Here is a 20,446-nt window from a genome sequence, read left to right as displayed (position 1 = left end):
GGTCACGGCAGGGGCGTGTTACGCGATCCCAGCCGCGACGTGTCGACGGTGTCGTGCGCGCCGCTGGCGGCGCCGATCACGAGGCCCGCGCCCCACGCAAGGTGCATCGTCGGCAGCACCGCCGCCGTCCACACCCGGTCCCGCCAGCCACGGCCCCCGCCCGGGCCGGCTGCGACGACCAGCACCAGCACGGCGTATGCCGCGAGGGGCACGTACACGACGGATGCCGCGAGCGCCCAGACCCCCGTGAGCACGCCGGTGACCTGCAGCAGCGCCACGACGACGCTCAGCGCCGCGTCGAGCACGAGCACGGGCGGCGCGAAGAAGCGCAGCGAGTTGCCGCGGCCGAACCGCCTCACCAGCTCGCCGCGCCAGCGCCCGGTCGCGAAGAACTGCCGCACCAGGCGCGGCCAGCTGTCGCGCGGCCAGTACGTCACCGAGAGCTCGGGGTCGAACCAGACCGCGTAGCCGGCACGGCGGATGCGCAGATTCAACTCCCAGTCCTCACCGCGCCGGATCGACTCGTCGAACAGCCCGACTTCTTCCAGCACCGCCCGGCGCAGCACGCCGAGGTACGCCGACTCGGCCTCGCCCTCGTCGGAGCTGCCGTGGTATGCCCCGCCCCCGAGCCCGATGGGCGAGTTGTACGCGCGGGCCACCGCGCGCTGGAACGGCGTGCGGCCCTCGGCGCGCATCAGCCCGCCGACGTTCGCGGCGCCCGTGCGCTCCAGCGTCTCGAGCGCTCGCCGCGTGTACGCGGGCTCCAGTTCGGAGTGCGCGTCGACCCGCACGACGGTCGGGTGCGTTCCGGCGCGGATCGCGCGGTTCAGGCCCATCGGGATGTCGGCGTCGGGGTTGTCGACCAGCACGATGCGGTCGTCGGCGGCCGCGAGCTCGTGGGCGATCTCGGTCGTGCCGTCGGTGGACGGGCCGAGTGCCAGCACGAGCTCGAAGGGGACCGTCAGATCCTGTGCGAGCACCGATTCGACGGCCGGTCGCAGGTGGCCCTTCTCGTTGAGCACCGGCATGACGAACGTCACGCCTGCGCCGGCCGGGACCGAGGGCGCGCTGCGTCGCGGCCGTTCGGTGTTCTGCACGCGTCCGATCATGTCATGAAGCGGGCGGTCGCTAGGCTGAAGCGGTGAGGCTGTTGGCGGATGCACGCAAGGCTGTCGCGCTCGTGCGCCGGGCTCTGGCGCAGCGCGCAGCGGTCGGCGACGTGCGACGCAGGGTCGCGGCGGGGCCGCAGCATCCGCCCGTCCACTACCGCGTCGCGGTGTACTTCGCCGACGGCGCCGTCAACATGTACCAGATGCGGCAGTGGTACAAGCCGCTCGCCGCGATCGCGGAGAAGTGGCCCGTGGTGGTGCTCAGCCGCGCGGTGACGGGAGCGCAGGCGCTCCTGGCGGACGCCGCGCTGCCGGTGGCGTTCGTGCCCACCGTGCGCGACCTCGAGGCGTTCATCGCGCGGCAGGACATCCGCGTGGTGCTCTACGTGAATCAGAACACCCGCAACTTCCAGATGTTCCGGTACGGCCGCCGCTGGCACGTGTTCATCAACCACGGCGAGTCCGACAAGATGTACATGACGACCAACCAGTTCAAGGCGTACGACTACGCCCTGGTGGCCGGCGATGCGGCCCGCGAGCGCCTGTCGCGCGTGCTGTGGGACTACGACATCGACCGGCGGACGATCGAGATCGGCAGGCCGCAGGCCGACCACTATTCGGGCGAGCTGCCGTACACCCCCGATGACCGGACCGTGGTGCTCTATGCGCCGACGTGGGAGGGCGACCGTCCCAGCGCCCACTACGGATCGATCGTGACGCACGGCGAGGCGCTGGTGACGACGCTGCTGGCCACCGGGCGGCACCGTGTCGTCTACCGGCCGCATCCGCGCTCGGGCGTCGTCAGCGCCGAGTACGGCGCCGCGAACCGCCGCATCGCGGCGGCGATGGCGGCGGCGAACGCCGCCGACCCGTCGGCGCAGCACGTCCACGACACGCGCCCCGAGCTCGGGTGGCAGCTCGCGGCGGCCGATGTCGCGATCGTCGACATCTCGGCGATGGTCTACGACCGTCTCGCCGCCGACCGGCCGCTGCTGATCACGCGACCGGTCGATCCGGCGGCGGCCATCGACGAGCACGGCTACCTGTCGGCGTGCGAGTGGCTCGACGCGTCCCGCGCCGGCGCGATCGACGAGGAGGTCGACCGTGTGCTGTCGGACCCGAACGCCGTCGCGCGGCTGGAGCAGTGGGTGCGCCACTACTTCGGCGACACCGCGCCGGGCGCGGCGAGCGCGCGCTTCGACGGCGCCATCGCGCACCTCATGGCCGAGTGGGATGCGTGGCATGCGCGGACGACCGGCCCCGCCGAGGCGGAGCCCGCCGAGGACGAGGCGGAGCTCGACGACTCCGCGTGACTCACTCGGAGGCGGATGACTCCGCGGCGTCGGCCGATTCCAGCGCTTCCGGCGATTCGGGCGCTTGCACGGCGTCTGCGCCGGACCGGCGCGTCAGCCGGCGTGCGGCGCCCCCGGCGGCCCCTGCTCCGCGCGTGACGGCGCTCGCGATGGCGCCGCCCGCCGAGCGCACGGCGCGCGTGGCGGCGGCCTCGATGCGCACCGAACCCGGACGCGGCTCGATGTCCGGCGGGATCACCGCGGTGGCGGGTCCGAAGGCGCGCCGCGAGGCGACGAGCACGCGCCGCCCCAGGATGTGATTGCCCGTCCCGCCCACGGCGGCGCCGATGCCGAAGGGCAGCGCCTTGCCGATCCAGGATGCGCCGCCGCGCGCCGCGAACTGCCGGATGAAGGCCGACTTGAGCCGGTCCACGAGCGGGCCGACGGCGGCCCGGGGAAGGGTCTTGGTGATCATCTCGCCCCAGTAGCGGTCGCGCGTCTCGCCCTGGCCGGATGCCTGCCGGGCCAGCTGCGACACGAGGTCGACGCCCTCCTGTCCCAGCATCAGGGTGAGCACGAGCGCGCGGGCGCGGTCGGGGTCGGCGACGGGGATGCCGTGGACCTCGGCCACCGACTGCGCGAACAGCGTGGTGGCCTCGAGGAAGCCGACGGTCTCGACGCCGCTGAGGGCGAGCGTCACACCCGTGCCGATGCCCGGCACCACCGCGGTGGCGCCGACCGCGGCGCCGCCGGTGGTCACGGCCGCCAGATACCGGCGCTCCAGCATCCGCACCAGGCCATCGGGCGTGGACTCCGGATGCCGCAGACGCAGGCTCCGCAGATGGGCGAGCACCGCCGGACGCTGGATCGCGAGCACGCGATCGAGCATGCGGATCGCGACGGGATGCTCGGGCGAGCCGGCAGGCGGAAGACCTCCCTGCCACGGCGCGTCGCCGGGCAGCGAGTGGATGCGGTGCACCTTCTCGGCCATCTCGCCGATCCTACGCAGACGCGCTGCGCGCCGCCTGGGGGCTTGACGACCTCACACGAAGAGGTTCGCGCGCTCCAGGTCCTCGGCGAAGTCGACCTCGACGGCGTACAGGTCCGAGATGTCCAGCGGCTGGATGGAGACGCCGTCCTCGGCGATGGCGAGCTCCAGTCCGCGCTCGAAGTAGTCCTGGTCCTCGACCCGCGCCAGCTGACGCATGAAGGCCCGCTTGTCGCGGCGGGAGATGTAGTTGATGCCCACGGCCTCGCCGATGCCGCCGACGACGGTCTTGGAGAGCTCGGCGATGGAGCCGTCCGCGGAGGTGGTGTACTTGACCTCTTCGTCGCCGACGCGAGCGGTGTTCACCGTCACGAACGACCGGTCCTGCTCGATGAGGCCGATCGCGCGGCCGAGCACGCGGGGATCGAAGACGACGTCGCCGTTCATCCAGAGGACGCCGCCGCGGCCGGTGCGCCCCAGCCCGCGCAGCAGGCTCTTGGACGTGTTGGTCTGGTCGTAGCGGTCGTTGTGGACATAGGCGGCGTCGGGGAACGCCTCGACGATCGTCTCGGCGCGGTAGCCGACCACGGTGGTGATGCGCGCGTCCGTGCCGAAGGCGGCGCGGATGTTGTCATGCTGCTGCTGCATGATGCTGCGGCCATCGCCGAGCACCGTCAGGGGCTTGGGCAGGCTGCGACCGAGTCGCGAGCCCATGCCGGCTGCGAGGATGACGGTGTGAAGGGTCAAAGGGTGCGCTCCTGTGGTCTCGTATTCACGGCTTATTCACCTGCTGGCCACCTCTTTGTGTCCGACCACGATACTGAAGCGCTCCTGTAAGCACGCAGGGTGCGGCACGTCCGATGCCGATTCGTGACATTTCGCCCCATGACGGCGCGGACCCGGCGGGGGAGTGCCGCGGCCGGGAGAGGGCTTGGTACCTTGGATCGGTGACAGCGTCGCTTCCGATGCCCCACGAGGCCGATCCGGATCAGCCGGACGGCCGTGGGTCGCGCCCGCGTGTGGTGCGGCTGCCGGCGCACCCGGGTCCGCCTCCGCCGCTTCCGCCCGATCTGGCGCTGCCGGACATGGACGTCCCCCCGCGTCCGCCGCTTCCGGCGTCCGAGCGTGCGGCGGCTGCGGTGAAGGGCCCGGTCGAGATGGTGCTCGCACCGGCGGATGCCCCCACGTCCGCCCGGGCCGGGACCGAGAGCGCGTCGGTCGATGTCGACGACGAGGTGGAGGAAGAGATCGATACCGAGATCGAAGGTTCCCGGACGGTCGCGGACGACGTCGAAGGGGAGGCGAGCGCCGACAGCGTCGATGCCGCGCTCGACGAGGCGACCGAGGCGGACGAGGCGACCGAGCTGACGGACCAGGACGACGTCTTCGACGTGTTCGACGACGATGTCGCGGACGATGTCGCCGAGGCGGTCGACGTGACGGAGGCCCCGGCTGCGCCCGAGGCCCCGGCTGCGCCCACCGTCGTCGACGAGCCGGAGGCCGAGGAGGCACCCGTCGAGGAGCCGGAGGACCAGCAGGTCGTCGGCGCGCCGGCGGTCGGCTCGGCGGCGCCCGCGACGGTCGATCTGCCCGACGGCTTCGCGCCCGGCGTGCCCGAGGGCGCCGCATCCGTCCTCGAGCTGCGTGGCGTGACCAAGAGCTTCGGGGGCGTCCGCGCCGTCGAAGCCATCGACCTCACGGTGCCGGCCGGCACCTTCTACGGTCTGGTGGGTCCCAACGGCGCGGGCAAGACCACGACGCTGTCCATGATCGCCGGCCTGCTTCGGCCCGACTCCGGTGGTATCAGCGTCGCCGGGGTGGACGCGGTGGAGAGGCCGCGCGCGGCCAAGCGGCTGATGGGCGTCCTGCCCGATCGGCTCCGCACGTTCGACCGCCTGACCGGACGTCAGCTGCTCTTCTACTACGGGGCGCTGCGCGGTCTGAAGTCCGCGATGATCGAGTCGCGCACGGCCGACCTCGCTCGCGCCTTCGATCTGTCGGATGCGCTCGGTCGCGTCGTGTCGGACTACTCGGCGGGCATGCTCAAGAAGGTCATGCTCGCGGGAGCCATGATCCACGCACCGCGACTGCTGGTGCTCGACGAGCCGTTCGAAGCGGTCGACCCCGTCTCGAGCGCCGTGATCCTCGAGATCCTGTCGGCGTACGTCTCGCACGGGGGGACGGTCATCCTCTCCAGCCACGGCATGGAGCTGGTCGAGCGGGTGTGCTCGCGCGTGGCGGTCATCGTGGCCGGGCAGGTGCTCGCCGAGGGCACGGTGGACGAGGTGCGCGGCGAGCTCACCCTCGAACAGCGCTTCGTCGAACTCGCCGGGGGCCTCAGCGACGTGGAAGGCCTCGAGTGGCTGCATACATTCTCCGACTGAGGATCGCCCTGATGATCGGCGCCCTCCGCGGGGGCGCCTCGCATGCCACGCGCATCACGATCGGGATGACGCTGCTGGTGATGGCCGTGATCGGCGGGTGCTGGGCGCTGCTGTCGCTGCGCGACGCCGCACCGGCGGTCGCCATGTCGGTGATCGTGATGGGCGGGTCCGCGGTGACGCTCGGCTTCGCGCTCGCGCCGCTCATCGTCGGCGCCGCCGATCCCCTCGACCCGCGCCGGTTCGTGCTCCTGGGCATGCCCGTGCGGAGCCTGGCGTTCATGCTGGTCGTGGCGGGATTCATCAGCATCCCCATCGCCGCGCTGACGACCCTCGCCGTCAGCGCCGGCACCGTGTGGTCGGCCTTCGGCGCCGGCGCGATGCCGGTGATCACGGGAACCGTGCTGGGGCTGCTCACGTGCGTGCTGCTGGCGCGCGTCTGCATGTCGCTGGCGTCGACCTTCCTCAACGAGCGGCGCTCGCGCGAGCTGTCGGGCCTGTTCGTGCTCGCGGTGGTCGTCGTGGTCGTCCCGGTCGGGGTGTTCCTCGCCTCCCTGGAGTGGGGCGGCGCGGTCCCGACCCAGCTCGCCGAGGCGGTCGACGCCCTCGCCCTCACGCCGCTCGGCGCGCCATGGGCCTACGCCGGCCTCGTCGCAGAGGGCTCCGCGAACGCGACCCGCTCGCTGCTGATCTCGCTGGCGAGCATCGTGGCGCTGGGAGCGATCTGGCTGTGGCTCGTCCACCGCGCGCTGACGACGACCGAGCGTCCCGCCGCGAATCGCGAGCGGGCGGGGCTCGGCTGGTTCGCCGTCGCCCCGGGCACCCCCGGCGGCGCGATCGCGGCGCGGAGCCTGCTGTACTGGTTCCGCGACCGGCGCTACGTCGCGAACATCCTCATCATCCCGCTGGCGGCCGCCGTCACGATGGTGCCGCCGCTGGTGGCCGGCATGCCGCTCGAGTACGTGGTGCTCATCCCGGTTCCGTTCGCCGCGCTGTTTCTCGGGTGGCTCCCGCACAACGACCTCGCGTACGACTCGACGGCGCTGTGGATGCACGTCTCCGGCGGCATCCGCGGCTTCTCCGACCGGCTCGGCCGGCTGGTGCCGATCCTGCTGATCGGTGTGCCGCTGCTGGCGCTCGCGATCCCCCTCGCGGTGTCGCAGCACGGTCGGTGGGCCATGCTGCCGGCGCTGACCGGTGTGTGCGTGGCGCTGTTCTTCTCGGCCCTCGGCTTCTCGAGCATCTCGTCGGTCATCGCCCCCTACGCGGTCTCGCGCCCCGGCGAGAGCGCGTTCCAGCAGCCACAGCGCACGGGACCGAGCGGCGTGTTCGCCCAGGCGCTGGTGTTCACCGCCGCCGTCGTGGTGAGCGCGCCGGCGCTGTGGTTCACGTGGCTGGCGCTGACCGAGGACATCGATCAGGCGATGTCGGCCCTGTGGGCGGGGGTGATCGCCGGCGGCGCCGTCTTCGCGATCGGCATCGCCCTCGGATCGATCGTGTTCGAGCGCCGCGGCGACCGACTCATGGAGTTCGCCGAGTCCACCTGAGCGCGCGCGGTGCCGGGCTACACTGTCAGACCATGAGCACTCCTCTCGACAACCCCGATCAGGGGGGCCTGGCCACCCTCGACCGCGAACTCGAAGAGCTCATCCGTGAGGAGACCATCGAGCCCGGAGATCACGAGCGCTTCTCGCACTACGTGAAGAAGGACAAGATCCTCGAATCCGCGATCACCGGCAAGCCGGTGCGTGCGCTGTGCGGCAAGAAGTGGACTCCGGGGCGCGACCCCGAGAAATTCCCGGTGTGCCCCACGTGCAAGGAGATCTACGAGTCGCTCCAGCAGTAGGGGCGGATGCCGTGGGCGCGCGTTCAGCCCGCGGCCTCGACGTACACGGTCGGGATGGCCGGCTCCGACCGGCTGAGCCCGAGCGCGTGGACCGGCAGCTCGCCGCGGACGAGGCGGTGATGAGCGCGCGCCGCTTCGACGCCCGCGTGGCCCTCGGCAGCCGGGTCGATGTCGCCGCGCTCGGCGAGGCGCACGTGGAGGGCACGCGCGCCCGGATGGGCGGCGGGCGAATCCACGGGCTCGAACCCGTCCGACACCGCGATCAACTCGCTCGTGGCCGTGCCGCTCTCGAGCGTGCGGAAGGCGGCCTTGCGGCCGCCGCGCGAGCCCTTGTCCTCGGATGACTTGGCGACGCCGACCCAGGCGCCGGCGGAGTCCTGCCGCGCGACGAGCTTGTAGACCATCCCCGCCGTCGGGGTGCCCGATCCGGTGACCAGCTGCGTTCCGACCCCGTAGGCGTCGACGGGGGATGCGGCCAGTGCGGCGATCGCGTGTTCGTCGAGGTCGCTCGTGACGGTGATGCGTGTGGATGTCGCGCCCAGTGAGTCCAGCTGCGCCCGCACGGCGGCGGCCACCGTGGGGAGGTCGCCGGAGTCGATGCGCACGCCGCCGAGCGAGGTCCCGCCCACGCGCACCGCGGTCTCCACGCCGGCGGCGATGTCGTAGGTGTCGATGAGCAGGGTCGTGCCGGTGCCGAGCGTCGCGATCTGCGCGCGGAAGGCGTCCTCCTCGGTCTCGTGCAGCAGCGTCCACGCGTGGGCTGCGGTGCCCATCGTGGGGATGCCCCAGGTGCGCCCGGCCTCGAGGTTGCTCGTGGCCGAGAAGCCGGCGATGTAGGCGGCGCGCGCGGCCGCCACCGCCGACTGCTCGCCGGCGCGGCGCGAGCCCATCTCGGCGAGCGGCCGGTCTCCGGCGGCGATGCTCATGCGGGCGGCGGCCGTGGCGACGGCCGAGTCGTGGTTCAGCACGCTCAGCGCGAGCGTCTCGAGGATGACGGCCTCGGCGAACGTTCCCTCGACGGTCAGCACGGGCGAGCCGGGGAAGTACAGCTCGCCCTCGCGGTAGCCGGTGACCGTTCCCGAGAACCGGTACCCCTCGAGGAACCGGAGCGTCTCGGCATCCACCACCCGTTCGTCGCGCAGGAACCGCAGCTCGTCGTCGCCGAAGCGGAAGTCGCGCAGCAGCGACATCAGGCGCCCCGTGCCCGCGACGACGCCGAAGCGCCGGCCGCCGGGAAGGCGCCGCCCGAACAGCTCGAACACGCAGCGGCGGTGCGCGGTGCCGTCGCGCAGGGCGGCGTCGAGCATCGTGAGCTCGTAGCGGTCGGTGTGCAGCGCGGTGCTGGGCGCGCCGCCGGGCTGAGCCTCACGAAGCGTCATGCGGTCAGCCTACTGAGCCGCTGGCGTAGGCTGGACGATCGTGAACGACGCTCCCATCGGAATCTTCGACTCGGGCGTCGGTGGGCTCACGGTGGCGCGCGCGATCTCCGCCATGCTGCCGCGCGAGTCCATCCTGTACATCGGCGACACCGCCCGGTCGCCCTACGGCCCGAAGCCCATCGCCGACGTCCGCCGGTACGCCCTCGAAGTGCTGGACAATCTCGTGGACGAGGGCGTGAAGATGCTCGTGATCGCGTGCAACACGGCATCCGCCGCCGTGCTGCGCGACGCCCGCGAGCGGTATGACGTGCCCGTCGTCGAGGTGATCGCGCCGGCTGTGCGCACCGCGATGTCGACGACCCGCAGCGGGCGTGTCGGAGTGATCGGCACGGACGGCACGATCGGCTCCGGCGCGTACCAGGACATGCTCGGCGTGAATGAGAGCCTGACGGTGTTCGCGCAGGCGTGCCCGCGGTTCGTCGAGTTCGTCGAGCGCGGCGTCACCGGCACGCCCGAGGTGCTCGCCGTCGCCGAGGACTACCTGGCGCCGCTGCGGCACGCCGGCGTCGACACGGTCGTCCTGGGCTGCACGCACTACCCGTTCCTCGAAGGCGCGATCAGCTACGTCATGGGGCCCGACGTCAGCCTCGTCTCCAGTGACACCGAGACCGCGAAGGACGTCTACCGCCAGCTCGTCTCGCGCGACCTGCTGGCGGGGCCGGACGCCGTCCCGACCCACGTCTACGAGGCCACGGGCGCCTCGGCCGACGAGTTCCTCGACCTCGCGCACCGCCTGATGGGCCGCGAGGTCTCGACGGTGCGCCTGGTCCAGACCGGCGCCATCGATCTGCCCCGCCCCTGAGGCATCCATGTCCCACATCTCGTCGCTCGCAGCGCCGTCGGGCGACCACACGCGGGACACGACCCCCGAGACGACCCAGAACCAAGGAGAGCAATGAGCGACATCACCCGGGCCGACGGACGTTCGGTCGACCAGCTGCGTCCCATCACGATCGAGCGGGGATGGAGCAGCCAGGCCGAAGGGTCGGCCCTCATCTCGTTCGGCGGCACCAAGGTGCTGTGCACCGCGTCGTTCACCAACGGGGTGCCGCGCTGGCTCACCGGCAAGGGCAAGGGCTGGGTGACCGCCGAGTACGCCATGCTGCCCCGCGCCACGAACACCCGCGGCGACCGCGAGAGCGTCAAGGGCAGGATCGGCGGGCGCACGCACGAGATCTCGCGCCTGATCGGCCGGGCCCTGCGCGCCGTCGTCGACACCAAGGCGCTGGGCGAGAACACGATCGTCATCGACTGCGACGTGCTCCAGGCCGACGGCGGCACCCGCACGGCGGCGATCACCGGCGCGTACGTCGCCCTCGCCGACGCGATCGAGTGGGGCCGCAAGAAGAAGTTCATCGGCCAGAAGTCGCAGGTGCTGTTCGACTCGGTCGCCGCCGTCTCGGTCGGCATCATCGACGGCGAGCCCATGCTCGACCTGGCGTACGTCGAGGACGTGCGGGCCGAGACCGACATGAACGTCGTCGTCACCGGCCGGGGCCTGTTCGTCGAGGTGCAGGGCACCGCCGAGGGTGCCCCGTTCGACAAGCGCGAGCTCGACGCGCTGCTCGAGCTCGGCGTGAACGGCTGCGACGAGCTGCGCGACCTTCAGACCGCGGCGCTCGCCGAGTCCGCGGGGGAGTGATCGGCGTGCCGCAGATCGTCCTGGCAACCCACAACCCGCACAAGGTCGAGGAGTTCCAGGCCATCGTCGCCGCCACGCGTCCGGACCTGACCGTGATCGGCTACGACGGGCCCGAGCCGGTCGAGGACGGCGTCACGTTCGCCGAGAACGCGCTCATCAAGGCGCGCGCCGCGTCGGCGCACACCGGGCTGCCGGCGCTCGCGGACGACTCGGGCATCTGCGTCGACGTCCTGGGCGGCGCGCCCGGCGTCTTCTCGGCCTACTGGGCCGGGCACGCGAAGGACGCTCGCGCGAACCTCGACCTGCTGCTCGACCAGCTCTCCGACATCGCCGACCCGCACCGGGCCGCGCAGTTCGTGTCGACGATCGCGCTCGTGGTGCCGGGCGGTGCGGGTGACGAGCACGTCGTCGAAGGACGGTGGCCCGGGCGCCTCGCGCGCGCGGCCTCGGGCGGCGGCGGGTTCGGCTACGACCCGATCTTCATCCCCGACGGGCAGGACGCGGCCGCCGAGCGCACCGTGGGGGAGTGGACGGCCGAGGAGAAGAACGCCGCGTCGCACCGCGCCCGCGCCTTCGTCGCGCTCGTCCCGCTGCTCGCGGCCCTGTGATGCGCCGGTACTGAGAATCAGGATCATTCCCGACTGGGCCGGTCGGTCGGGCGAGGCGCCGCGTCGCGCCTAGCCTGGAGGCATGCACGACCATGCACCCAGCGGCATCCGCGGCTCCGACAGCCGTCGCCTGCTGGCGCTGTCGCTGGCGATCACCGCCGTCGTGATGGTGGTGCAGGTCGTCGGCTCGGTGCTGTCGGGGTCGCTCGCGCTCCTCGCGGACGCCGCCCACATGTTCACCGACGCCGCGGCGCTCGTCATCGCGCTGATCGCGAGCATGGTGGCCGCTCGTCCCGCAGACGACCGCAACACCTTCGGCTACCAGCGCGCCGAGGTGCTCGGTGCGCTCGTCAACGCGATCATCCTCATCGCCCTGTCGCTGTGGGTGGCGATCGAGGGCGTGCAGCGGCTCATCGATCCCGGCGACGCCGAGGTCGCCGGCGGACTCATGCTGGCCGTCGCGGTCGTCGGCCTGGTCGCCAACGCCTTCGCGATGTGGCTGCTCGGCTCCGCGCAGCGGCGCAGCATCAACGTGCGCGGCGCCTATCTCGAGGTGCTGGGCGACCTGGTCGGCTCGGCCATGGTCATCGTGGCGGCCATCATCATCGCGCTGACCGGCTGGGTGCAGGCCGACGCCCTGGCATCGCTCGCGATCGCGGCGATGATCATCCCCCGCGCCATCGCCCTGCTGCGCGAAGTGATGTCGGTGCTCGCCGAATCCGCGCCGGAGGGGACCCACGTCCAGGAGATCCGGCAGCACATCCTCACCACCGACGGCGTCGTCGACGTCCACGACCTGCACGTGTGGCAGCTGACGCGCGGCGCGCCCGTCTTCACGGCGCACGTCGTCGTCTCGGACGAGGCCTTCCGCGATGGTCGGGCGGCGGCGATCCTCGAGAAGCTGCAGGACTGCCTCGCGCACCACTTCGACGTCGAGCACTCGACGTTCCAGCTCGAGCCGGCCGGTCACGTCGAGCACGACGCCCATACGTGAGGATCAGGCCTCGGGCGTCACGTCCTCGGGGGCCTTGTCGGGGCGGATGCCGCGCCAGCGCGCCTGCCGCAGGATCCCGCCCGGGGTGAACTCGGCGAACTCGACTTCGCCGACGACGTCCGGCCGCACCCACAGGGCGTCCGAGGCGTCGGCCGCCGGCACGTCGATGAAGGGCGCTTCGTCGGTGCGCAGCGGCGTCAGCAGCCGCTCGAGCCGCGCGCGAGCCGCGTCGCTGAACCCCGAGCCGACGCGGCCGGCGTAGCGCAGTCCGTCCACCGAGGGGATCCCCACCAGCAGCGACCCGATCGAGCCGCTGCGGCCGCCCTTGCCGGGGCGGATGCCGCCGATCACGACCTCCTGCGTCCGCGTCAGCTTGACCTTGAGCCACCGGTCGGACCGCTCGCCGCGCCGATACGTCGAGCCCGGGTCCTTCACGACGATGCCCTCGAGCCCGAACCGCTCGCTCATCGCGAGAGCCTCGTCGGTGTCGTCGAACACCGGCGGCACGTCGATCGGGCCCTCCGATGCGGCGGCGATCGACTCGAGCAGCTCGCGCCGCTGCGCGAGCGGCAGCGAGGCCGCATCCCGTCCGTCGACCGAGAGCAGGTCGAACAGGTGATAGCGCACCGGGGTGCGCGGCGCTTCGCGCCTGATCTCCTCGGGCCGCGACAGGTTCATGCGGTTCTGCAGCAGCGGGAAGCTGGGGCGGCCGCGCTCGTCGAGCGCGACGATCTCGCCGTCGACGACGACGGGGGACGGACCCCAGCCCGGGTCGGTGTCGGTGAGCTCGGGGTACTTCGCGGTGATGTCGTTGCCGCTGCGCGCCCGCAGCGTGAGCGTGCGGCCGTCCCACGCGCCGATCGCGCGCACACCGTCCCACTTGACCTCGGCCCACGGGTGGCCGTCGTCGCCCGCCCACCGGCGCGCCGCTTCGCGCGCGATGCCCGGCGTCGCGGCCGTCGCGAGCATCGGTCGCAGCTCCGACGGCGGCGGCACCGTGACCGTCGTTCCCGCGGCCGCCTCCGTCGTCGAGACGCGGGATTCCTGCGGAGACCCGCGTTCGGGCCCGGCGGTTCGGGGGGAATCCGCGGTCTCGGGAGCGATGCGTGCCGCGGCGGGGGCGTGCGGGTCGTCGTCGGCCTGGTCGCTGGCTTCGACGGGGGTGCCGTCGGGCTGCGGCCGGCCGGCGGCATCCGTCTTCATGCGGTGCAGCAGCCACGTCGACTTCTCGCCGGCGCCGTCGGTGCGGATCAGCACGAGCCGCACACGGCCGAGGGGGCCGCCGGGGCGACCCTCGAGCGTGAAGATGATCTCGTCGTCGCGCCACTTCTCCAGGTCGTAGCGGCCGTCGTCCCAGATCGTCATGGTGCCGGCGCCGTACTCGCCCCGCGGGATCGTGCCCTCGAAGTCGGCGTACTCCATCGGGTGATCCTCGGTCTGCACGGCGAGGTTGTTGCGCGTCGTCGTGTGCGGGATGCCGCGCGGCACCGCCCAGCTGACCAGCACGCCGTCGCGCTCCAGGCGCAGGTCCCAGTGCAGGCGCGAGGCGTGGTGCTCCTGGATCACGAAGCGCGGCTTCTCGCCGACGGATGCCGACGCGCCGAGGGCGTTCGCGGGCACCGGCTCGGGGGTGCGGGCGCCGTCGCGCTTGGCGATGTACGCCGCGAGCGGGCCGTGGGCGGCCGCGCGGGCTCCGGCGTGGAAGCCGAGCGGCGCGAGCGGGTCGCCGGACGCCGCGACGCGGTCGAGCACCTCGTGGAACAGCAGCTGGCGCAGGTCGGGGTCCGCCAGCTCGTCCCACGTGCGCGGCCCGGCGACCCACGGCTTCGTCCTGCCGCGCAGCGAGTAGGGGGCGATCGTCGTCTTGGCGGCGTTGTTCTGACTCCAGTCGATGAACACCTTGCCGCCGCGCTCGGCCTTGGCCATCTGACTGACCACGAGCTCGGGGTGGTCGGCCTCGATGGCACGCGCGAGCTCGCGCGCGACCATCGACACCTCGTCGCTCGTCTGGGACTGCGGAAGGGGAGCGTACAGGTGGATGCCTTTGCTGCCGCTGGTCACCGGCAGCGGCTCCAGCCCCATGCCCTGCAGGATCTCGCGCGCCCAGCGGGCGACCTCCGCGCAGTCGGCGAGCGTCGTCCCCGGCCCGGGGTCGAGGTCGAGCACGAGCCGGTCGGGGCGGCCCGGCGTGCCGTCGGGCGCGAATCGCCACTGCGGCACGTGCAGTTCGAGGCTCGCCGCCTGGGCGAGGTACACGAGCGTGGGCACGTCCCCGACGAGCGGATAGTCCTTCGTGCCGGTGGAGTGGGGGATCGGCATCCGCCTCACCCACGACGGCGCGCCCGCTTCGAGGTCCTTCGCGAAGAACGACGGCGCCTCGACGCCGTCGGGCCAGCGCTTGCGGGTGACGGGGCGGCCGATGAGGTGCGGGATCATCACCGGAGCGATGCGGGTGACGTAGTCGATGACCTCGCCCTTGGTCGTGCCCGTCGCCGGATACAGGACCTTGTCGAGGTTGGTCAGGCGCAGCCGGCGGCCGTCGATGCGCACGGTCTGCGGGCTCGACGCCGCGGGCGGCCGCCCGTCCTGTCTCATCACCCCATCCTCGCGTGGTTCGCACCGCCGTGTCACGGGTGATGCGGCCCGCGGGGATCGGCTAGGCTCACGACCATCCGGCCGAGGCCACGATGCGGATTGCTGGGGGATGCAATGTCGCTGTTCATCTCGTACTCGAGTGTCGACATCACCGCCGTCGGCGCGCTCGAGCGCAATCTCGAGTCGTTCGGCAAGAACGTGTGGCGCGACGACGAGATCCTCGGCGGCGAGGTGTGGTGGGCGGCGATCCTCGAGCAGATCCGCGAGTGCGAGGTGTTCATCTTCGCGCTGTCGCCGAACTCGCTCGAGTCCGACCCCTGCCAGTACGAGTACGATTACGCCCGCGCGCTGGGGGTGCCGGTCCTCCCCGTCGAGATCGGCGACGTCCCGACGGCCGAGCGACGCAACCACGCGATCTACCGCGAGCAGCTGATCGACTACCGCAATCCGACCGCCGAGACGGCGATCCAGCTCGTCCGGGCGATCAGCGAGCTCGAGGGCACGCGTCCGCCGCTTCCCGAACCGCTGCCCGAGGCGCCGCCGATCCCGTACGAGTACCTGCTGCGCCTGGGGGCGGTGATCCGGGCGAAGGAGCCGATCCCGTACGGCGAGCAGCGCGATCTGATCAGGCAGTTCCGCGAGGCGCTCGACCGCGAGAAGAACCCCTCGGTGCGCGAGAGCGCGTTCAGCCTGCTGCGGGCGCTCGGCGATCGTCCCGAGACGAGCCGCAGCGTGACCGCCGAGATCGAGGAGCTCATCGCGAAGGCCGGTCTCGCCGAATCCGCGTCCGCGACGTCGGCGACGCCTCCGCCGAAGCCCCCGTCGGGGGATCGGATCGAGCCGACGCCGACCGAGCCGCCCGTCCGGCGCGAGCCGAACCCTCCGGCGAAGGCGGCGCCCGCCGTCGCGGCGAAGGCTTCCTCCGCGAAGACGCCGTCACCGCAGCCGCAGGCCGGCGACGGTCCGCGGCAGGCGCCGTCGTCGAGCGGGCCGTCTCCGTCGGCGGCGACGCCCGTGGTGCCGCATCCGACCACGCCGCCTCCGTCGGGATCCGGCCGCCGGGCGGCCTCCGGATGGTACGCCGACCCGCGCGGCCCCGCGGGGCAGATGCGCTACTGGGACGGCACGCACTGGACCGAGCACACGCACGCGGGGGCGCGGAGCGTGCCGCCGGGGGCGCCGACGGGTCGCCCCGCGCCGGCGTCCCAGCACGCGCCGAAGCAGACCCCGACACCGACACCTGCTCCGGCGCCGTCGCCCGCGCCGACGCCGCCGAAGTCGGGTGGGAACCTGTGGTCGACGCTCGGCATCGTGTTCGGTGCGATCGCGATCATCCCCGTCATCGGATGGGTGACGTGGTTCCTCGGCATCGCCTTCGCGATCGTCGCGGCGGCCCGCCGGGAGCGGCTGTGGGTCGTGGCGCTGGTCGTGGCGATCGTCGGCAGCATCCTCGGATTCATCATCCTGCTGGTGTTCGCGTACAGCGAGCCGTAGCCCGCCGGTCCGGCCGCGGGCGGAAACCGGGGCAGTAGCCGTAACCGGTGTGACGGGTGTGTACTGGTGTGGTGAGAGCGATCTGGAAAGGCGCGCTGACGTTCGGGCTCGTGAACGTCCCGGTCAAGGTGTACTCCGCGACCGAGGACCACGACGTGCCCCTGCATCAGGTTCACAACGCCGACGGCGGCCGCATCCGCTATCAGCGCATCTGCGAGCTGGACGGCGAGGTCGTGCCCTACGGCGACATCGACCGCGCCTACGACGACGGCGAGCGCACCGTGATCCTCACGAAGGAGGACTTCGCGTCGCTGCCGGCCGAAAAGTCGCGCGAGATCGATGTCGTGCAGTTCGTGCCGAGCGACCAGGTCGACCTGCTGACGCTCGACAAGCCGTACTACCTCGAGCCCGACTCGCAGTCGCCCAAGGCGTACGTGCTGCTGCGCAAGACGCTGGAGCAGACCGACCGCACCGCGATCGTGCGGTTCTCGCTGCGCCAGAAGACGCGGCTCGCGGCGCTCCGGGTGCGCGGCGATGTGCTCGTGCTGCAGACGCTGCTGTGGGGCGACGAGGTGCGCGAGGCGTCGTTCCCGTCGCTGGACGAGCCGGTGAAGATCTCGGCCAAGGAGCTCGAACTGTCGGCGTCGCTCGTCGACAGCTTCTCGGGCGACTTCGACGCGTCTGAGTACTCCGACGAGTACCAGGACGAGCTGCGCACGCTCATCGACGCCAAGCTCGAGAAGGGCGACGCGCTCGACACCTCCGAGACGTTCGGCGAGCGGGCCGAGGAGGAATCCGGGGGAGAGGTCATCGACCTCATGGCGGCCCTGCGCGCCAGCGTCGAGCGTTCGCGCGCCGCACGCGAGGGCACGGCGGATGCCGCCGAGCCCGAGCCGAAGGCCGACGAGGCCCCGGCCGAGCCGGCGAAGCCGGCGAAGAAGAAGTCGGCGAAGGCATCCTGACGGGGGACCCATGGAACTCGGCGCGTTCTCGATCAGCCTGGCGGTGCGCGACCTGGAGGCGTCGCGGGAGTTCTACGAGAAGCTCGGCTTCGTCGCGATCGGGGGAGACCCGGCGCAGAACTGGCTGATCCTGCGCGCCGGTGACACGACGATCGGGCTCTTCCAGGGGATGTTCGAGGGGAACATCCTCACGTTCAACCCCGGGTGGGATGCGCAGGGGCAGGACCTGCCGGGCGACTTCGACGATGTGCGCGCGATCCAGGCGCGGCTGCGGGCGAGCGGTGTCGAGCCGGTCGAGGCGACCGACGAGACCGCGTCCGGGCCCGGCTCGATCACCCTCGTCGACCCCGACGGCAACAGCATCCTGATCGATCAGCACCGCTGAGTCCGGGGCGTCCGCCTGCCGGTCAGCCCATCTCGTCGTCGCCGCCGCGGCCGGCCTCCGGGGCGTCCTCGAAGACGCGGCCCGTGGTGGCCGGTCGCGGCTCGTCGTCGGTGTCGCCGGCCTGGTCTCGTTGCGCCTTGCGCTTCTCGGCGAAGTAGTGCCACAGGATGAAGATCACGGTGCCGCCGACGGCGACCAGCAGGATGAGGTCGATGTACTCCTGGACGAACCACGCCACCGGCGGGATGAAGCCGAGCAGATAGCCGAACATCGTCAGGCCGAAGCCCCACAGGATCGCGCCGATGAGGTTGTAGAGCGTGTACTTGCCCTTGTGCATGTGCCCGACGCCGGCCGCGACCGGCGCGAACGTGCGCACGATCGGCACGAAGCGCGCCAGGATGATCGTCAGCCCGCCGTACCGCTCGAAGAACATGTTCGTGCGCTCGACGTTGCGCCGGCTGAACAGGCCCGACTCCTTGCGCTCGAACACCGCGGGGCCGCCCTTGTGCCCGATGAAGTAGCCGACCTCGCCACCGAGGAACGCCGAGACGCCGATGAGCAGCGAAACCCACCACACGCTGATGCCGAACACCCCGTGCGGCGCGAAGGGCTGCTCGTGCGAGAGCAGGCCCGAGATGATCAGCAGCGTGTCACCCGGCAGCAGGAAGCCGACCAGGAGCCCCGTCTCGGCGAAGACGATGAGGCACACCACCAACAGGGCCCAGGGTCCGGCGGCCGCGATGATCGTCTCGGGGTCGAGCCAGGGGATGAGCGCTGTGGGCTGCAAGGCGGGATTCCCGTCGGTGGCTGGGGTCGGCATGGCCGGTCACGGCAGGGCCGCAACGTGCGGAAGGTGGGACTTGAACCCACACGCCCGAAGGCACAGGAACCTAAATCCTGCGTGTCTGCCGATTTCACCACTCCCGCGAGTCCGAATCAGTCTACTGACGCGCAGGGGGCCGCTCGGCCGGGATTCCCCGGCCCTGCGGCTGTTCCCGTCAGCGGCGGATGCCGAACATGAAGTAGCTGGTCGGGCCCACCCAGTTGATCAGGATCACGGGGATCCATGCCGGCTTCGGCCCTTTCACGTCCTCGGCGGGACGGTTGTACAGGTCCCAGAACGCCAGGAACATGTACGCGAACTGCAGGATCGCGAACGGGATCGACAGGATCGTCGCCGCGACACTCTTCTGCTTCTTCGTGCGCTTGTTCTCGGCCGGCTCTTCGGGGCTGGGCTGCTGCTCGTCGACGTCGGTCATCGCGGCTCCTTCCACCACCGCCCATCCTGCCCGAGTCGGGCGCTTTCGTCACCTGTGGATAAGTCCGCAGGAGCGCGGGGCGATCTTGCGAGGATCGCCGTGTGAGCCTCGCCGCCGTCCCCGCAGCCGCCGATCCGGTGCGCGCGATCGTCGAGCGCGTCCGCGAGCGTCTGCGCGCCGAGCGGGCCGACCCGTCGACGGATCCCGAACTGGCCGCCCACATCGCTCGCGCCGAGGTGCGCCGTCACAGCGACTTCGCGCTCGCCCGCGGCGCGGCCACGATCGACGACGAGCTCGCGTGCGTCCGCGAGGTGATCGCCTCGGTCGCCGGCTACGGACCGCTGCAGGCCTATCTGGACGATCCGACCGTCGAAGAACTCTGGATCAATGCTCCAGATCGCATCTTCGTCGCGCGGTCCGGAACTCCCGAGCGCGTCCCACTGGCCCTGACCGACTCCGCGGTGCGGGACCTGGTCGAGCGGATGCTGCACGCGACGGGCCGCCGCGCCGACATGTCAATACCAACAAATTGACATATCACTGACCTGGGGCTTTTCAGATTGTCCTCGCCGCTCGATAGGTTGAGCGCGTGGGCGATGATTACAGCACCTACTGGGCGACCATCGCTCAGATCGTGCCGGTCTTGGCAGTCGCTTTTATCTTCGAGGCGCGATTGTTCTCGCGCTCATTCTCGAAGAAGAAGGTGCTGGCCGCGACGAAGCCGATGAGGGTGCTCTACGCCGTCCTCTATGTCGGCATCGCGTTCGTCCTCTTTGCCGTGTTCCAGGTTGCGCTCACGAATCTCCGGGCGAATGTTGAGCCCACAGCCCAGGCGACATTCTGGCCCGAACTCGGGCTCGTTTCGGCGGCTGGGTTGGCGCTCTTCGTGCCCGCGCTGAACCTTGGAGTTGCGCTCGTGAGCGACGTGGCAATCGACCAGTGGAATCGTCTCCCATTCTCCAGGGTTGGTCGTCGCGAACGTGAGGTGTCTCGTCTGCGGGCCGAGGTCTACGCGATGAACCGTTTGTCCGCGGAGCAACATCGTCAGATTGTCCACCAGTTCGCTGACCAGTTGACACGACTGTCCTACATGGATCGCATGGCCCGGCGAGATCCCGACTGGCCACACGCCGAGGAAGCCAAGGCTATGTTCGCGGACGTCTCACAAGAGGCGCGATTCTGGTTCAAGAGAGCTCGCAAGATGGAGAAGAAGATTGCGAAGGCAATCCGCAAGGCGGAAGCGCGCGATGTCAAGATGAAGGAATTGCGGAGACTGGCAAATCTCAGGGCGAGCGCCGCAGCTCTCAAGACGCAGGTCTAGGGGCTCCTGCGATGGGGCGTGCTGGAGGTTCTCGATCAGCGCGCCGATCTAGAACCCACGATCCAGGCGCCGCACGACCTGGGCCGCGATCGAGGACGTCGGGACGATCGGCCCCGGCGCGCTCGAACACA

At 71.3% G+C, this 20,446-nt stretch carries 20 protein-coding genes and 1 tRNA gene; 13 read left to right on the top strand and 8 right to left on the bottom strand.

What is annotated here, in order from left to right; translation table 11 throughout:
- Nucleotides 1-2: 2 nt before the first annotated feature.
- A complete protein-coding gene (locus HD594_RS13005) occupies nt 3-1,028 on the bottom strand; it encodes a glycosyltransferase family 2 protein (RefSeq protein WP_246414575.1) in 1,026 nt (341 codons plus the stop codon).
- Between the two features lie 113 nt (nt 1,029-1,141).
- Between HD594_RS13005 and HD594_RS13000 the strand changes: the two genes are divergently transcribed.
- Nucleotides 1,142-2,422 carry a CDP-glycerol glycerophosphotransferase family protein gene (locus tag HD594_RS13000; RefSeq protein WP_184751354.1) on the top strand — a complete coding sequence of 427 codons (1,281 nt, stop codon included), beginning with the start codon at nt 1,142-1,144 and terminating at the stop codon, nt 2,420-2,422.
- Between the two features lies 1 nt (nt 2,423).
- On the opposite strand, the gene HD594_RS12995 is transcribed toward HD594_RS13000, so the two are convergent.
- Together HD594_RS12995 and HD594_RS12990 are read right to left on the bottom strand one after the other, a co-directional pair.
- Nucleotides 2,424-3,392, bottom strand: coding sequence for a hypothetical protein (locus HD594_RS12995; protein WP_184751353.1), 969 nt, complete (start codon nt 3,390-3,392; stop codon nt 2,424-2,426).
- 51 nt (nt 3,393-3,443) lie between these two features.
- Nucleotides 3,444-4,136, bottom strand: a complete 693-nt coding sequence (locus HD594_RS12990) for a phosphocholine cytidylyltransferase family protein (protein WP_184751352.1) — start codon at nt 4,134-4,136, stop codon at nt 3,444-3,446.
- Between the two features lie 200 nt (nt 4,137-4,336).
- On the opposite strand from HD594_RS12990, the gene HD594_RS12985 reads away from it, so the two are divergent.
- The 3 genes from HD594_RS12985 to HD594_RS12975 are packed head-to-tail and all read left to right on the top strand — an operon-like array spanning nt 4,337 to nt 7,616.
- Nucleotides 4,337-5,773 (top strand): ABC transporter ATP-binding protein, encoded by a 1,437-nt coding sequence (locus HD594_RS12985; RefSeq protein WP_338103874.1) that lies wholly within the window; start codon nt 4,337-4,339, stop codon nt 5,771-5,773.
- A gap of 11 nt (nt 5,774-5,784) precedes the next feature.
- Nucleotides 5,785-7,317: a hypothetical protein gene (locus tag HD594_RS12980; protein WP_221446623.1), complete on the top strand. Its 1,533-nt coding sequence runs from the start codon at nt 5,785-5,787 to the stop codon at nt 7,315-7,317.
- A 32-nt stretch (nt 7,318-7,349) separates the two neighbouring features.
- The gene (locus HD594_RS12975; RefSeq protein WP_184751350.1) at nt 7,350-7,616 is read left to right on the top strand and encodes a DUF3039 domain-containing protein; all 267 of its coding nucleotides are present in this window, start codon (nt 7,350-7,352) and stop codon (nt 7,614-7,616) included.
- Nucleotides 7,617-7,639: 23 nt separating this feature from the next.
- On the opposite strand, the gene HD594_RS12970 is transcribed toward HD594_RS12975, so the two are convergent.
- Entirely contained in the window at nt 7,640-8,995 is a 1,356-nt protein-coding gene (locus HD594_RS12970) for a nicotinate phosphoribosyltransferase (RefSeq protein ID WP_184751349.1), read from the bottom strand.
- 40 nt (nt 8,996-9,035) lie between these two features.
- Here HD594_RS12970 and murI point away from each other — a divergent pair, with 40 nt between their 5' ends.
- From murI to HD594_RS12950, 4 genes are all read left to right on the top strand, one after another.
- The gene (gene murI / locus HD594_RS12965) at nt 9,036-9,857 is read left to right on the top strand and encodes a glutamate racemase (protein ID WP_184751348.1); all 822 of its coding nucleotides are present in this window, start codon (nt 9,036-9,038) and stop codon (nt 9,855-9,857) included.
- A gap of 93 nt (nt 9,858-9,950) precedes the next feature.
- On the top strand, nt 9,951-10,697 hold the full coding sequence (rph, locus tag HD594_RS12960; RefSeq protein WP_184751347.1) for a ribonuclease PH: 747 nt from the start codon (nt 9,951-9,953) through the stop codon (nt 10,695-10,697).
- 5 nt (nt 10,698-10,702) lie between these two features.
- The gene (gene rdgB / locus HD594_RS12955; protein ID WP_184751346.1) at nt 10,703-11,305 is read left to right on the top strand and encodes an RdgB/HAM1 family non-canonical purine NTP pyrophosphatase; all 603 of its coding nucleotides are present in this window, start codon (nt 10,703-10,705) and stop codon (nt 11,303-11,305) included.
- A gap of 82 nt (nt 11,306-11,387) precedes the next feature.
- Entirely contained in the window at nt 11,388-12,299 is a 912-nt protein-coding gene (locus HD594_RS12950; RefSeq protein WP_184751345.1) for a cation diffusion facilitator family transporter, read from the top strand.
- A 3-nt stretch (nt 12,300-12,302) separates the two neighbouring features.
- Here HD594_RS12950 and HD594_RS12945 read toward each other — a convergent pair whose 3' ends face one another.
- Entirely contained in the window at nt 12,303-14,894 is a 2,592-nt protein-coding gene (locus tag HD594_RS12945) for an ATP-dependent DNA ligase (protein ID WP_184751344.1), read from the bottom strand.
- A 114-nt stretch (nt 14,895-15,008) separates the two neighbouring features.
- Between HD594_RS12945 and HD594_RS12940 the strand changes: the two genes are divergently transcribed.
- From HD594_RS12940 to HD594_RS12930, 3 genes are all read left to right on the top strand, one after another.
- On the top strand, nt 15,009-16,388 hold the full coding sequence (locus HD594_RS12940; protein ID WP_184751343.1) for a TIR domain-containing protein: 1,380 nt from the start codon (nt 15,009-15,011) through the stop codon (nt 16,386-16,388).
- A gap of 71 nt (nt 16,389-16,459) precedes the next feature.
- A complete protein-coding gene (gene ku / locus HD594_RS12935) occupies nt 16,460-17,350 on the top strand; it encodes a non-homologous end joining protein Ku (protein WP_184751342.1) in 891 nt (296 codons plus the stop codon).
- A 10-nt stretch (nt 17,351-17,360) separates the two neighbouring features.
- Nucleotides 17,361-17,735: a VOC family protein gene (locus HD594_RS12930; protein ID WP_184751341.1), complete on the top strand. Its 375-nt coding sequence runs from the start codon at nt 17,361-17,363 to the stop codon at nt 17,733-17,735.
- 22 nt (nt 17,736-17,757) lie between these two features.
- Here HD594_RS12930 and HD594_RS12925 read toward each other — a convergent pair whose 3' ends face one another.
- The 3 genes from HD594_RS12925 to HD594_RS12915 form a co-directional block, all read right to left on the bottom strand.
- Entirely contained in the window at nt 17,758-18,522 is a 765-nt protein-coding gene (locus HD594_RS12925; protein ID WP_246414041.1) for a DedA family protein, read from the bottom strand.
- A gap of 58 nt (nt 18,523-18,580) precedes the next feature.
- Nucleotides 18,581-18,662 (bottom strand) — tRNA-Leu (locus HD594_RS12920).
- 71 nt (nt 18,663-18,733) lie between these two features.
- Entirely contained in the window at nt 18,734-18,994 is a 261-nt protein-coding gene (locus tag HD594_RS12915; protein ID WP_184751339.1) for a PLD nuclease N-terminal domain-containing protein, read from the bottom strand.
- A gap of 101 nt (nt 18,995-19,095) precedes the next feature.
- On the opposite strand from HD594_RS12915, the gene HD594_RS12910 reads away from it, so the two are divergent.
- Nucleotides 19,096-19,527 carry a hypothetical protein gene (locus HD594_RS12910; RefSeq protein WP_271171163.1) on the top strand — a complete coding sequence of 144 codons (432 nt, stop codon included), beginning with the start codon at nt 19,096-19,098 and terminating at the stop codon, nt 19,525-19,527.
- A 56-nt stretch (nt 19,528-19,583) separates the two neighbouring features.
- Nucleotides 19,584-20,315 carry a hypothetical protein gene (locus tag HD594_RS12905; RefSeq protein ID WP_184751338.1) on the top strand — a complete coding sequence of 244 codons (732 nt, stop codon included), beginning with the start codon at nt 19,584-19,586 and terminating at the stop codon, nt 20,313-20,315.
- Nucleotides 20,316-20,446: the final 131 nt, after the last annotated feature.

It is taken from the genome of Microbacterium thalassium, from assembly GCF_014208045.1.
GTDB classification, from domain to species: domain Bacteria; phylum Actinomycetota; class Actinomycetes; order Actinomycetales; family Microbacteriaceae; genus Microbacterium; species Microbacterium thalassium.
The sequence above is the reverse complement of the archived record's forward strand: the minus strand, read 5'-3'. Positions and strand labels throughout refer to the sequence as shown.